This is a genomic window from Sphingobacterium lactis (assembly GCF_051951495.1).
GTDB lineage: Bacteria > Bacteroidota > Bacteroidia > Sphingobacteriales > Sphingobacteriaceae > Sphingobacterium > Sphingobacterium lactis_A.
Map to the genome: position 1 here is coordinate 1,120,441 of NZ_JBNHAS010000001.1, position 14,861 is coordinate 1,135,301.

12 protein-coding genes are annotated in these 14,861 nt (G+C 34.9%); 5 read left to right on the forward strand and 7 right to left on the reverse strand.

Features of this window, described 5'->3' with window-relative positions:
• Nucleotides 1-41: 41 nt before the first annotated feature.
• From ACP6L2_RS04785 to ACP6L2_RS04800, 4 genes are all read right to left on the reverse strand, one after another.
• Nucleotides 42-2,813 (reverse strand): hypothetical protein, encoded by a 2,772-nt coding sequence (locus ACP6L2_RS04785; protein WP_440508153.1) that lies wholly within the window; start codon nucleotides 2,811-2,813, stop codon nucleotides 42-44.
• Between the two features lie 39 nt (nucleotides 2,814-2,852).
• Nucleotides 2,853-4,001, reverse strand: coding sequence for a 6-bladed beta-propeller (locus tag ACP6L2_RS04790; RefSeq protein WP_440508154.1), 1,149 nt, complete (start codon nucleotides 3,999-4,001; stop codon nucleotides 2,853-2,855).
• A gap of 169 nt (nucleotides 4,002-4,170) precedes the next feature.
• Complete coding sequence (locus tag ACP6L2_RS04795; RefSeq protein ID WP_440508155.1) at nucleotides 4,171-5,082, reverse strand: sugar phosphate isomerase/epimerase family protein; 912 nt, start codon at nucleotides 5,080-5,082, stop codon at nucleotides 4,171-4,173.
• A gap of 143 nt (nucleotides 5,083-5,225) precedes the next feature.
• On the reverse strand, nucleotides 5,226-6,245 hold the full coding sequence (locus tag ACP6L2_RS04800; protein ID WP_440508156.1) for a D-cysteine desulfhydrase family protein: 1,020 nt from the start codon (nucleotides 6,243-6,245) through the stop codon (nucleotides 5,226-5,228).
• A 106-nt stretch (nucleotides 6,246-6,351) separates the two neighbouring features.
• Here ACP6L2_RS04800 and gdhA point away from each other — a divergent pair, with 106 nt between their 5' ends.
• Both gdhA and ACP6L2_RS04810 read left to right on the forward strand, forming a co-directional pair.
• Nucleotides 6,352-7,686 carry an NADP-specific glutamate dehydrogenase gene (gene gdhA / locus ACP6L2_RS04805; RefSeq protein WP_440508157.1) on the forward strand — a complete coding sequence of 445 codons (1,335 nt, stop codon included), beginning with the start codon at nucleotides 6,352-6,354 and terminating at the stop codon, nucleotides 7,684-7,686.
• A gap of 79 nt (nucleotides 7,687-7,765) precedes the next feature.
• Nucleotides 7,766-8,011 (forward strand): hypothetical protein, encoded by a 246-nt coding sequence (locus tag ACP6L2_RS04810; protein ID WP_344674703.1) that lies wholly within the window; start codon nucleotides 7,766-7,768, stop codon nucleotides 8,009-8,011.
• 187 nt (nucleotides 8,012-8,198) lie between these two features.
• Here ACP6L2_RS04810 and ACP6L2_RS04815 read toward each other — a convergent pair whose 3' ends face one another.
• Both ACP6L2_RS04815 and ACP6L2_RS04820 read right to left on the reverse strand, forming a co-directional pair.
• A complete protein-coding gene (locus tag ACP6L2_RS04815; RefSeq protein ID WP_440508158.1) occupies nucleotides 8,199-8,882 on the reverse strand; it encodes an SIR2 family NAD-dependent protein deacylase in 684 nt (227 codons plus the stop codon).
• 90 nt (nucleotides 8,883-8,972) lie between these two features.
• A complete protein-coding gene (locus ACP6L2_RS04820) occupies nucleotides 8,973-9,266 on the reverse strand; it encodes a YgaP family membrane protein (RefSeq protein ID WP_344674701.1) in 294 nt (97 codons plus the stop codon).
• A gap of 123 nt (nucleotides 9,267-9,389) precedes the next feature.
• On the opposite strand from ACP6L2_RS04820, the gene ACP6L2_RS04825 reads away from it, so the two are divergent.
• Together ACP6L2_RS04825 and ACP6L2_RS04830 are read left to right on the forward strand one after the other, a co-directional pair.
• Nucleotides 9,390-10,232, forward strand: a complete 843-nt coding sequence (locus ACP6L2_RS04825) for an ATP cone domain-containing protein (protein WP_440508159.1) — start codon at nucleotides 9,390-9,392, stop codon at nucleotides 10,230-10,232.
• The gene (locus ACP6L2_RS04830; RefSeq protein ID WP_440508160.1) at nucleotides 10,225-10,977 is read left to right on the forward strand and encodes a TIGR00730 family Rossman fold protein; all 753 of its coding nucleotides are present in this window, start codon (nucleotides 10,225-10,227) and stop codon (nucleotides 10,975-10,977) included. Before ACP6L2_RS04825 ends, ACP6L2_RS04830 begins: the two co-directional genes overlap by 8 nt.
• Nucleotides 10,978-11,052: 75 nt before the next feature.
• Here the strand turns inward: ACP6L2_RS04830 and ispE are convergent, their stop codons facing one another.
• Nucleotides 11,053-11,859 carry a 4-(cytidine 5'-diphospho)-2-C-methyl-D-erythritol kinase gene (ispE, locus tag ACP6L2_RS04835; RefSeq protein WP_440508161.1) on the reverse strand — a complete coding sequence of 269 codons (807 nt, stop codon included), beginning with the start codon at nucleotides 11,857-11,859 and terminating at the stop codon, nucleotides 11,053-11,055.
• Nucleotides 11,860-11,997: 138 nt separating this feature from the next.
• Here ispE and ACP6L2_RS04840 point away from each other — a divergent pair, with 138 nt between their 5' ends.
• A complete protein-coding gene (locus ACP6L2_RS04840) occupies nucleotides 11,998-14,853 on the forward strand; it encodes a triple tyrosine motif-containing protein (RefSeq protein ID WP_440508162.1) in 2,856 nt (951 codons plus the stop codon).
• Nucleotides 14,854-14,861 lie beyond the last annotated feature (8 nt).

The window sequence follows — 14,861 nt, forward strand, 5'->3', positions numbered from 1 at the left end:
TTTTCAAATAATCTTCTTGAATAGCTAATTTACCTTACTCCTTACTTCCCAAACTTCCTAGGCATATAGCTTAAACTGACCATATAATATTGTGTTAAGATATTTCTATATCCAGAGGTGAATTCAGTTACACCATCATTAAAGTAGAAGCCTTTATTTTGTCGTAATAAATCATATACTGCTACTTTAACTTCTAGATTATTACCTTTTAACATTCTATAAGTAGTATTCGCATTCCATATTACCGCATGGTTATCTTGAAATTTTGAAAAGCTAGATCTATTATCAATATTCGTATTCACGACCCACCTCTTCGTTATAAAGTAAGCTGCTGCCAATCCTGAGCTCCATGTTATGGAGTTGTAATTGTTTTTATCATCCTCAGCTTTTTTATCGTAGCGTTTATAGGCACTTAAATCATTTTTCCAAGCTAACTGAAACTTGTTAAGTCGGGTATAATAAATCTTTAGATCCAATCCATTACGAATGTTAATCATCTCTTGCATATTTCCATCGATGTACTGGAATTTATTGCCTAAATTACCATTCATATTAAGTTCCAAACTCATGGTGTGATCTTTCTTAATAAAAAACGGTTTTTTAAAACTCAAAGAGTAATTGAAAGCATGCATTCCATTAGGTACTTGAGCTGTATAATTTTGTTGTTCATTTTCTGAATAAACAATGCTATCTGTCAAGCCGTCCATGTAATATTTATAGTTAGCAAAATAAAAAACATTTGTAGCATATTGTTTTGATTGATAATATGCCCCATTTAAACTAACAGAATGAACTCCAGTAGGTTTTAATTTATTATCTGTTCCATAATTTCGATATCCAGGATTGATATCATCATAAATAGGTCTTAATCTATTTAAAAATGCGTATTCTTCATTATAGTTATATGCTATACTTTGGTTAAAACCATAGACCCCTAATTTATTATAGCTGTAGGACATTCTTAACGATGGAATAAAACTATTGAATTGTTGCTTCAGGTTTCGATAGTCCAATGTAGATTGATTTTCATTTCGGTGGAATCTACCTTTAAGTTCTGAAGAAAGGCTTAAATTATAATAGTATCGACCATCCAAATATTTATTTTTTAAATTCTTATCATAACTCAATGATGGCTCATAAACCAGTTCATGATAATTAGAAATATGAGATAAACTTTTATTTACTTGGGGGCTTGAATTGATTAAATCTACAACCTGGTCATTATTATCAGTACTATAATAGGAGATATTATTATTAAATGTAAAGCTTTTAAGTGATACACTGAATCCTCCATTAAGTCTTCTAGACTCAAAATCGATATCGTAATTTCGATTACTCAATCGGTTCAGTGCAGCATCAGTGAAATTTGTATACTCTCCACGTTTAATTGATTCGTCTTTGTTATTTTGGAAATTTCCTCCAATTTGAAAAGAATAGCTTAATTTTTCAAAAAAAGATTTAGCTTCCTTATTGTCCATAAAAACCTCTTGTTTAGTCGAAACATTTAAGTTAGCATTAAAGCCTAATGTTTGGTTCAAGTTCGAACCAGCATTTTCAATACTATTTTTCGATTGGTTATTCTGGTAATCATACAATGTATTACTAGTCGAGTTATTATCACTCTTGCTGTTTTGCAAGTTCATATTAGCTGAATAGTTGAAGGTTCTTTTACCAGACTCCATTCGATTATTTTGGCGATCATATTTAACATTCGCTTGCTGAATCTGGTAATTATTATCATTTATTGAGCTGGAGCTCCTGGTATTATGTTCCTTATCTTCTGGATTTAATAAAAAACTAGTTGATTCGTTAATATTTAAATTATTATTCCATTTAGAAGAAATATCGCCTTTAATCAAATGCTTATTGAATACGGTATTAGTACCCAAGAAATCGTATTGATAGCTTCCACCAGCCACATGTTGCGTTAATATTCCCTGTCTCTGAAAATCAGAGTCAAAATCTGCATTCACACCAATACCTTTAAAGGTGGTATTCCTTAATAATTGATCAATATTATATAAGTCCTTATTGACATTATTTCCAGAATAAGCAATGGTAAACTGTGTTTTTGATGTGCTTTTATTTATGTTTCCATGACCTTGCAAATGCTTTTTAGTTCCTGCCCCTGCTCCCACACTACCAAAAAACATGTTTTCTTTACCCTCCTTCATAACCACATTCATCTCCATTTTTTCATCCAGAGGATTCTTTTTCTTTTCCTCCTCACTCCTTTTATCATATACCTGAAGCTTCTTAACTGCCTTTTTATCTATATTTTGCAAAGCAATTGCCATGTCAGAACCAAAAAATGGTTTCCCATTTACAAGAATGGTTGGAACCTTACGGCCATTGTAAGTTACTTCACCATCACCCCAGACAACAATTCCGGGTAATTTATTTAATAGATCTTCCACCACAGCATTAGAATCCAATTCAAAGGCATCAGCATTAAACTCAATGGTATCTCCATTCATCCGAACAGGAGGAATCAAATCAATAGCCTCTATTTCATTGGTGACTTGATTCATATTGATTCGTCCAAAATCCTTTTTTTCATTGGCCTGAAGTTGAAATTCGATCTTTACTTTCTCATATCCTTGAAGACTGAATTCCAATATCATTGGTTTCCCAATAGCAGATTCAGTGATCTCGAATTTACCATATCGGTCAGTCAACGTGACTTTATCTACTGATGTTTTGCCTTTTTGGAATAAGGATACCCCCGCAGCATCCAATACTTTGTTATAGGTAGAATCGACCAAGACACCTTGAATTTTGGTTTGCGCATGAAGACATAAGCTAACTCCCATTAGTAGAATTAGTGTAATAATTGGTTTTAGGTGCATTCCTTACTTTAATTTAAAACGTACTAGAATTGGATTTGGTGATTTGGCGAACTCTTGATATGATTTCCGAATTTCATGAGATTCCTGTCGAGACTTATCTTTAGCAGATTGAATCGAATTTGGATAAATACAACTATACAGATATTCCCCATCAGATATTAAGAAGTTATAGTTTAAAAACTCCATATAATCATTGGATTTATCCGGTAAGATTTTAGTAAGATTAATGATCTCATTTGTTTCCAAGTTCATAGCTACCCAACCCGAAGTTCCAAAGCTCGAAATATAAAGGATTAAATATTGTTTATATGGAATAGGACGACCAACCCCGTAGATTTTCGATCTATTTTTGGTCAAGAAATCGTATGATTTTCTAGAATCTTCAAAATGTACATACTCAGAAGTATCAATTGTATTTTTTAATGGAAATATGAATTGTGTTCGGTTGATAATTCCCTCTTGTCCAAGTTCAAATAGTTGATAAGTATTAGGAAAGACAGCATAAGCTTTATCTTCAGAAACCTTCACTACGGATACATAGGAATTATAAGAAGATTTAATACTATCTCGAGTATCGTATTTAATCAGTACACTATCCTGGAATTTCAAGGCATAATCTGCGATAGTATCCTTAGCAATGAATAGTTGACTGGATTGATAATAACTAGAACCAACTTTGGTTTTTGGACTTGTCTTTTGGTATTTATAACTCTTGTCCAATTCAATTAATTCCCCATTCTTATCAAACTGAGCTTTAAGTGATTCACCAATAATAATAAAACGGTTCCCTTCCTTACCCAATGAGTAGTAATGCCAGTCATTTTTACGTTTATACCCATCAATCTCTTTTAATCGTTTGATTAGGTTTCCTTTAAAATCAAAAATAAAAACCCCACCATTTTGATAATCGAAAAAAATAATTCTGTCTTCAATAATTTCTACATTACTTATGCTACTGATAACATCCTTTTTGCCACTATTAAGCGGTATATATTCTAAATCTGACAACTGCTCACTGACTGTGCCTCCTCTAAGTTGTTCAGGAATAATTCTAAGTTTTTGAACTGGAATATCGGAAGAGTAAAGTAGCCTTTGTGCAAAAATATTATTTGAACAAATAGCCAATAAAAAAATTAGGGAAATAATTCTCATTAATAATTAGTTAGTATTGGTTATAAAAGCAAAAAAGCCTTTTACGAGCGCTCTTTTTAAAGAGACTTTAAGTAATATAAAAAGTTTAATGATTAAAGAAATATTTTAGAAATCAAATAAAAATTATCATATAAAATACTCGATAAGCAAAGGTAATATTTCCTTGAAATTAACTGTTAATATGGCCTAAAATTGTATCAAACTGATCTGATAACTTCTGTAAATGAGTCCTATCGCCTCCCCCTACTTCCAACGTCATCCACTCCCCTTTATACTTGATATCCTGAATTGATTTCATAACCTTAGCCCAATCAATATCACCTTTGGTCAATTCTACGCCAAAGCCTTTTGAAAGCCCTTCATTGTTCATTTTCTGTCGGCTAAATTCTTTGATATGAAACTTCAATATCTTTGTTCCTAGCGTTTCAATCCAATGCTCAGGCCATCCATAACGCATGACATTACCAATATCAAAATACCAACCTACAGCTGGATGATTAATCTCTTCTAAATACTTCTTGGCTTCAACAGGACTGATTAAGAAATTATTCCACACATTCTCTATTCCTATATTTACCCCTGTATTTTCTATTTTTGGAAGTATTTGTCGAATGGTAGCAATGGAATTTTTCCAAGCAGTTTCATAAGATACTTTTTCATTAACTATACCTGGAACTACTAAAACTGTATTTCCTCCAAGCATCTTTGTCTCTTGAACAGTTTTTACCACAGACTCAACAATGAATTTACGCACCTTAGGATCCGGATCAGAAAGTGGTCTATTCCAATGATCTTTATTGACTAAGCTTGGCAATTCTATACCTGTTTTGTCTCTAGCATCGATTAATTCCTTAATAGGAACCTCTAAAGGCGCATTAAACTCAATTCCATGGAATCCTAAGTCTTTAACTAATTTAAATTTATCGAGTATAGATAGGTCTTCTTGAATCATCCAATAGCCAAGACCTTTTTTGATCTTTAAATTAGCGAATGAGTTTGTCTGATAACTAGATAATAAAGGTGCAGCAAGACCTGCTCCTGCAAGCAGAGAGATGTTCTTTAGAAATTCTTTTCTTAACATGTGTGTTTTTTAATCGGGTTGTCGGTTTAGGAATTACAAGTAATGTGGACCATTTCCAAGAATTCTGCTGGGAAAATACAACATTTTATTTATTAAAGCATCTTAAATGCAATATTTCTACTCAATAGCATGAAATATTATTATTAAAATCGATCCGCATATGCAAATATACTAGGTGTACCCCCGGTATGAATAAATAAGAAATCTCGACTGTTAGTAAACCTACCTAATTTAATATCATTGATAAAGCCAGTAAATGCCTTTCCTGAATAAACAGGGTCTAAAAGCATCCCTTCAACCTGTGCTACTTTCTTAATACAAGCTTTTGTTTCATCATTTAACAAGCCATAACCCTCACCTACATAGTCATTACTTAAATGAATTTTTGATTCATCAATATGCTCTTGATCATTTAAAAGACCGGCTATCTCCTTAATTATAGTTCTTGTATCCTCTAGAATTGGTTCCCTATCCAATTGTACATTATATCCTTGGATCTGAATATCCTTTTCTATATAAACCACTCCAGCCAATAACCCACCATGAGTACCACCAGAACCTGAGGCCACTCCAATATGACTAAAGTCCAAATCCATTGATCGAGCCTGTTCTTCAATTTCTAGAACTGCTCGAGCATACCCTAATCCACCCGTAGTATTGGAACCACCAACTGGAATAAAATAAGGCTTCTCCCCTTTTTCTCGATAATCGTGTACTAACTTTTCAATAAATTCAGAAACCCGATGATCATTAGGAATCTCATGGATTCTAGCATCTACCAACTCATCTAAAATGATATTCCCGTTGTTCCTATATAATTCGGAGGAATTAGCCACACTGTTTTTTAAAACCAGATCTACATCAAATCCAGACATCTTAGCTGCATAAGCGGTTAATCGCGCATGATTGGATTGTCTTGCTCCTACCGTAATGATCCGGTTAGCTCCTTTTCTTCTTGCTTCCGCCAAAAGGTATTCCAATTTCCTCAATTTATTTCCTCCCATACCTATGCTGGACAAATCATCACGTTTTACATAAATACGATGACCCAATTCCGCACTTAATCTTGTTAAAAACAATATTTCTGAAGGATTTTTTAATAATATGAGACGATCTACTCCCTTTTCTAGAAGTTTTTCGTCGAAGGTTGATATTGATTTCATATTCGAATTTAAGGATTTAAATCGAGTGATTAAAAAACTAAAAAATTGGGATTTTAACCATATTTTTTGTAATATTGTGAGGTTATTAATAAACAATTCTCAATAAATGTCCCTAAACCTTAAAAATTTTATCAATTCAGTAGAACACAGGAATGCTTGTGAACCAGAATTTTTACAAGCGGTTACCGAAGTAGTCGAAGATCTTATTCCGTATGTTAATGAGCATAGGCAAGATCTTATTGACTTAAAGATTTTAGAGCGCATGGTCGAACCTGAGCGCGTAGTTTCATTTCGTGTGGCTTGGTTAGATGATAACAACCAAATACAAGTCAACCGTGGATATCGCGTGCAAATGAATTCAGCCATAGGACCTTACAAAGGAGGTCTCCGCTTCGCTCCTGATGTTAATCTGAGTATATTGAAATTTTTGGCATTTGAACAAGTCTTTAAAAATAGCTTAACCGGATTACCTATTGGTGGTGGTAAAGGTGGTTCAGATTTTGATCCTAAAGGAAAATCTGACAATGAAATCATGCGTTTCTGCCAGAGTTTTATGACCGAGCTACAAAGACATATTGGTGCAGAAACAGATGTTCCTGCAGGAGATATTGGAGTAGGCACGCGTGAGGTGGGTTATTTATTTGGGCAGTACAAACGCCTTCAAAACAACTTTACTGGTGTATTAACTGGCAAAGGAATACATTGGGGTGGATCATACATTCGTCCAGAAGCTACAGGTTATGGTTTATTATATTTTGTACAATGTGTACTCGACTATAACAACGAAAGCATTGAAGGCAAAACCATTTCCATTTCGGGTGCAGGAAATGTAGCTTATTATGCTGCGGAGAAGGCTATTCAATTGGGTGCTAAAGTAATTACCCTTTCCAATAGCCAAGGGACGATTTACGATCCTGAAGGATTTACTTTAGAAAGATTACAACACTTAGGCAGCTTAGGTCGCGATTTAAAAGCTTATACCACAAAATATGCCTCTTCTAGCTTTCATGATAAGCAGAATCCTTGGCAATTTCCTTGTGATATCGCATTACCATGTGCTACACAGAATGAGATCAATGCAGAAGATGCTAAGAAACTGGTTGAGCAGGGTTGTAAGATTGTCGCTGAAGGCGCAAATATGCCTTCCACTGCTGAAGCTATTAAAATCTACTTACAGGCAAAGATTCATTTTGGTCCCGGAAAAGCAGCAAATGCAGGTGGAGTAGCGGTATCCGGATTAGAAATGTCGCAAAATGCTATTGGACAACAATGGTCTCCTGAAAAAGTAGATCATCGTTTAAAGTTGATTATGGAAAACATCCATAAAACTTGTGTTCGCTTTGGAAAAGAACCAAATGGCTATATAAACTATTTGAAAGGTGCAAATATCGGAGGCTTTATCAAAGTTGCTGAAGCAATGAAAGCCCAAGGAGTCGTATAATAGGCTATTATTTCATAATTTTGAAATCCAAGAACAAAGTAAGTGTTCTTGGATTTTTTTTATTTCAATACTTAATCTTATGCGCGTACTAGCAGAACTACCACATCCTGATTGTAAGATCAGCATCTTTGGAATGAACCAGAAATTCATCATAAAATTTGAACAAGGAACCTTGGAACAATCCTATAAAATAGCTGAAGTTGATGTTGTCGGTGGAATTAACGGAGTCTTTGAAATGCTAGATGAAGCATTTATCAATCAGGTGTTAGAACTATTTAATCAAATGCGGAAGGCAATAATCGACACCTACAATAAATATCAATAATTAATAGACATAAGCATCATAACTTACTGACAATTAATTGTTAAAAATACAAAACCCCATAAGACAAAATATAATTTTGTCTTATGGGGTTTTTCTTTAGATGTAGTAACCATTCAGATAAATATAATATTTAGCATAAAAAGTGTAAATTACTGATATATCGTGTTTTAAATATACATACAAAATATTATTTGCTTAACAATTCCACCAAATAATCAACACCTTTTGTTGCAGACTCCTCTATTTTGATCACATTTGGAGGCACCCTATAATTATCGGCATTCGGGTCTATCAAAATCAATTTACATAAAGGATTAGTTTCATAAAGAAGATTTGCTGCCGGGTAAACTTGGAGACTTGTCCCTATTACTACAAATACATCTGCCTCTCTGGATAATTTAGTTGCAGGAATCATATTAGGCACTGCCTCTCCAAACCAGACAACATGCGGCCTTAATTGTGAGCCAAATTCACAATTGTCCCCCATATTAATTGTTGGTCCATCTAGCTCATATACGATTTCAGCATTTTTGGAGGATTGTGATTTCATGATCTCTCCATGTAAATGCAAAATATGAGTACTTCCAGCACGTTCATGTAAATCGTCAATATTTTGCGTTATAATCCGCACATCAAAATCCATTTCCAATTCAGCTAACTTAATATGCGCCTTATTAGGCTTAGCCTCCATACAAGCTAACCTCCTCTGATTATAAAACTCTTGCACCAGTTTCGGATCTCTCAACCAAGCCTCAGGCGTAGCAACATCTTCTACACGATATCCTTCCCAAAGCCCATCAGTGCCCCTAAAAGTCGGTAATCCACTTTCAACTGAAATTCCTGCACCAGTAAATACCACCAATTTTTTCATATTACCTTTATTTATTTACTACCTAAAAAACAAAAAAAATCCGCTCCCAAAAAAATTGGAACCGGATTTAATATAAAATAGCTGCTTTTTTTATTTAACAAAATAACGATGTTCAATCACCGTTGCTTCTGCTTTTTTACTGTCAAATGTATCTTTAACAGCACAATATCCTGTGACACCTCTATAAATCAATGCGCCACCTAAGGTAACACCTGAAATAGCTGTCATCGGACGTTTTAGTAATGACTTAAGGCCCATTCCAAGAATAAAACCTCCCGCTACTACGGATAAAACACGTTCTGATTTGCTGATATTGTTTCCTTCACAATTCTCATCTAACGTGCTTTTCAACTTATCAAATGCATAATTTACTATTCCGCTCATAATTATCTATATTAATCGTTATCTAATAAACGTTTTGGCTAGAGTTTTGTTTCGTGAAAAACATAAATTTTAATACTTAAATTTTTAATTTTTGTACATTCACGTTTAAACCCTTATCTACGTATGCTAGTAAAGAAATACTCTGGCGAATTAGTTCCTTTTGATGAATCCGCCCTTCGTCGCTCCTTAACTCGCTCTGGAGCCAGTGACAAAGAAGTTGAAATGGTCTACCAATCCATCAAGGATGCTGTTTATGATGGTATCACTACACGGGAACTTTATGAACTTGCCTTTGCAGCTCTGAAATCAAAGAAAAACTCCTATGCAGCAAGATACAGCCTTAAAAAGGCGCTTCGTGAATTAGGCCCGGAAGGTTTTTATTTTGAAAAGTGGGTAGCTAGAATGTTCCAAGAAGATGGTTTTGAAGCAATAACGGGGCAAACAGTACAAGGTCATGCAGTTTCCCATGAAATAGATGTCGTTGCTTTAAAAGATGATACATTCTTAGCGATGGAGTGTAAGTTCCGAAATGACGCAGATGCCAAAATATCGGTCACAACGCCCATGTACTTTAAATCACGATTTGAAGACATCAGTGGGATTGACTATAATTTCTTTAATCAGAAAAGACAATTTACAGCTGGCTGGCTAGTAACCAATGCTTACCTTACTAGTGATTCTATTGACTTTGGTCGTTATTATAAGATGAATTTACTATCCTGGGACTACCCTCGTGGAAGCTCAATTAAAGCAAGGGTGGATAACAATGGTGAATATCCAGTTACCTGTTTAACTACACTAACACAGCAAGATAAAGTCATGTTATTAAAGAATCAATGTATCTTAGTAAAAGACCTGATTCGGGACCCAAAAGTATTAGATCGCATTCAAGTCGCAGGAAATAAAAAAGACAGCATTTTGCAGGAAGCAAATGAATTAATAAATAGTCCATTAAATCATGAGTAACAAATTTGTAAGAGAGGAAATTAGCTTTTTTAAAGGAGCTAGAAATCGACTCTTAGAACTTAAATATGTATTTGGTGTTTTCTTTCAGTTTATGAAAGGTTTCCGAACACTGCATTTTGTGGGACCATGCGTTACAGTCTTTGGTTCAGCGAGGTTTGATGAAAACCATCCTTACTACAAACAGGCTCGATCTGTTTCAGCTAAATTAGCTGATATTGGCTTTACCATTATGACTGGTGGTGGCCCTGGAATTATGGAGGCCGCCAATAGAGGTGCTAAAGATGTTGATGGTGCATCTGTAGGCTGCAATATTGTATTACCTCATGAGCAGATGCACAATCCATATATGGATAAATTTGTCAATATTGACTATTTCTTTGTCCGTAAGGAACTCTTACGTAAATATTCATTCGCATTTGTAATTATGCCCGGAGGATTCGGAACCTTAGACGAATTATTTGAAACCTTAACTTTAATTCAAACTAAGAAAATATCTCAGTTCCCGATTGTTATCATGGGTTTAGAATACCATAAAAATATTAAGGAACATGTTGAATTGATGATTGAAGCCAAGACTATTAGCCCTGAAGATCAAGATCTGTTATTATTTACAGATGATATTCAGGAGGCAGTAGATCATATCTATAAATATGCCGATACGAATAAGGTTATCAAACTGAAAGAACCAAAGCCAAGTTGGATTCTTGGTGAACCAAACTTCAAAAAAGAGAAAAAAGCTATATAGTTAGCTTGTGTTATATTTTTAAAAAGGGCAGTTATTCATCATAACCGCCCTTTTCAATTTTTTCATATTCTATTACTATAATTCCGTCCCAGGGTATACCTCCGCATATTTATTCAGTTCACTCAAATCAACTTGATCTTCAAATATCCCAAAAACACTAGAGCCCGAGCCACTCATGGATGCATAGACTGCTCCCAATTCATATAATTTTGACTTAATATCCCGAATCAATGGGTATTTTTCAAAGAGACTAAATTCAAAATCATTTCTAATCGTATACTTCCATTCCTGTATAGGGAGTTGCACGGCATCCCTCAAGTCTATTTCAGGTTTTTGAGGTATAACAGCACGATAAGCTTCTGCGGTTGATATATGGATATCTGGTTTCACCAGTACGATATGATAAGCCGAGAGATCCAATTCAATATCCTTTAACTCAGTTCCTATACCTTCTGCATATTGTGCTTTATTTTCAACAAAGAAAGAACAATCAGCTCCTAACTGAGCTGCATATTCCTTTAGCTTTTCAATGGATAGTTTCAACTCAAACATATCATCCAAAAGACCCAAAACCGCAGTTGCATCGGAAGAACCACCTCCTAATCCGGCACCTATAGGAATATTCTTGAGCAAATCGATATGAACCAAAGGCATTTCATAATCCGCTTTTAACAAGTTATAGGCTCTCAGACATAAATTATCAGTATCTGCAACAAGTGAAGAATTCCAGATGGAAAGCCCCAGTTCCTCAGCCTTTCTTACTTCTATTACATCATAAAGCTTTACTGGATAAAATATTGTTTCCAAATCATGATATCCATCCTCACGTTTCCGAGTGATATGTAGCCCTATGTTTATCTTAGCATTTGCGAATTTCAGCATATACAAATATGCTATTTTTTCAGCAGTATTACTTCAGATAAGTACATAGAGCTTCCTTGTCAAAGACATTATATATCATATACACAGCATGATATACTTAATTAGTATTTATTATATTTGGAATGGAAGTTAAAACCTATGTTTATAAAAACCATTCTTAGCACCTTTATCTTGGTCTTATGTTGCAGTTTAATCTATGCGCAACACATTCCTCGAGTGGGTTCTCCATTTGTTCAACAGTACAATAAATCTGCTTACCATGCAGGCAATCAAAACTGGGGTTTATCCATTAGCCCTGAAGGTTTTGTATATGCTGCCAATACAGAAGGTTTATTGTCTTTTGATGGACAAGAATGGCGATTATACGCCATGCCTAGACACAGCAGCTTAAGAAGTGTATTGGTTCATACAGATGGGAAAATTTATGTTGGCGGTGCAGGCGAATTTGGATTCTGGACACGATCTAAATTCGGTAAGATGAATTATAGCAGTATATCTGATTCTGTAAAGAATAAAGAGCTTCTACGTAATGATGACATCTGGAGAATTATTATAGATAAAGATGCCATCTATTTCCATGCCTTTTCCAAAAGCTATCGTTATCAAAATGGCAAAATAGAAACTATCACAGCTCAAGGCGAACCTTTCCTATTCGGTCACCAGGTAAGAAACAACATTTATTTTGAGCAGATTCCCTCCGGATTACATCAACTGAACGGAAAACAATTACAGCGAATACCTGATGCCTCTAAACTCCAGCAAGCAAATATCCTAAGTATGCTCCCCTATGGGAAAGATCAAACCTTAATCGCAACAGCTAATAATGGCTTATTCCTAATGAATCCTTCAGGAGAAATCTCCTCTTGGTCAGTTCAAGCAGATGATGAGCTGAAGCGTTTTCAAATCAATAATGCTGTCAAGTTGTATTCTGACCAATATGCATTTGGCACCATCCAAAATGGTATATACATACTTAATAGTCAAGGGGAAACTATTCAACACATCAACAAGAACAATGGCTTACAAAACAACACGGTGCTTAGTATGGCCGTTGATAAACAGGCAAATCTATGGGCAGGCTTAGATAATGGGATTGATCGAATTGACATCAACAGTCCACTATATTATTTTTCAGATCTTACAGTCAATATAGGAACTGTATATTCCTCCATTATCTATAATAATCGAATCTATTTAGGAACGAATCAAGGTCTCTTTTATAGCGACTGGAAAGGAGTTTCCAATTATCAATCTTTAAAATTTAGTATTATCCCAGGTTCCCAAGGACAGGTTTGGCAGCTCGCTAATATAGCCGGAAAGCTAATTGTTGGTCATAACTCAGGAACTTTTGAGTTAACAAACAATAGCTTAAAACGAATTTCAAATGTTACTGGCGCCTGGAGATTCCTTCAAATAATCAATACGAACTATTGGTTACAAGGCAATTATACCGGATTAGGCTTAATGCAAGCTAAGGAGGAAATTGCTTTCTTAAAGCAATTTCAAAATAGAAAAGAACCGATTCGAGAAATTCTGCAAGATGGTCCAAACAACTTTTGGCTTACAAACCAACAGCATGTATATAACCTTATTCTAAGCTCCAATTATGATGAAGTCAAAGAATGGAAAGATTTATCCAATGGACTACCAAAGGATGCAAGGGTACATGGTGTTTACAATCTTGCCAATAACACTGTTTTTGCCACTGACTCGGGCTTTTACCGCTATGATAATGTATCCAATGAATTCAAGGCTTATGATGAATTGAACAGCAAATTAGGTAGTTTCTCCAATGCTAACAAGGTAATCCCAATTCAAGATAAAGAATACTGGTTAATTAAGAAATCGCATATTGCCAAAATAGAATTCCCTAATGATGGTAATCTTCGTATTGATTCCAGTTCTTGGAACAGTCTAAAAGGAAGGATGATGAACAATTATGAGCATATCCTGAACGTCAATAAGGATCTTTCATTAATAGGTCTAGACAATGGATTCGCCTTGTATTTCAATCAATATCCTGCAAGCAAACAGATTCCAAAACCTATCATTACCAATTTATGGAATATTACCTCTGATCCATCAGCGATAGTGGACGAAATGAAAATTCCCAATTCGCAGAATAATATCCGAATAGCCTTTGCCTCGCCTTGGTACTCCTCTGCTCCCGTTCAATATCAATATTTGCTGGAAGGTTATACAGATGAATGGTCAACTTGGGATCAAGTTGCTTATCGCGATTTCACGAATTTACCCTTTGGCAAATACACCTTCAAGGTACGAGCCATGACTGCCAATGGAATACAATCAGAAATCAGCTCATTTACCTTTCGTATACAAGCACCTTGGTACTTCTCCTGGCCAATGATTATCCTATATATTCTATTGGCTCTAGCATTAGTATATCTATTTAGAAAGAATTATGAACGCCGCTTATTGGAGCATCAACGAAAGATCAAAGACAAAATATTGGCTGAGCATGAAGAACGCATGGCTCGGGAAGCCGAAGAGAATGAACGAAAATTAATGGCTTTAAAAAACCAACAACTCGAGCAAGAATTAGAAATTAAAAACCGTGAGCTTGCCAATGCGGCCATGAACATCGTCTACAAAAATGAGATGTTAAACAACCTACACCATGAGTTGACAAACCTGAATGATTCAAATGGTAACAAGCTAAGCAACGAGCAATTACGTAAAGTAAATAAACTAATAGATGAGGCACATTCGGATGATCGAGATTGGGATCTATTTGAAAAAAGCTTCAATGAAGCACATGAGAATTTCTTTAAAAAGCTTAAAACAGATTATCCAGAATTGGTTCCAAATGATCTTAAACTATGTGCTTACTTACGCTTGAATATGTCGAGTAAGGAAATAGCTTCTCTATTAAATATCAGTACTCGTGGCGTGGAAATTCGTAGATACCGATTAAGAAAGAAACTGGCCTTACCAACGAGCAAGAATTTAACGGAATTTCTATTGGAACTATAGTATAGCAT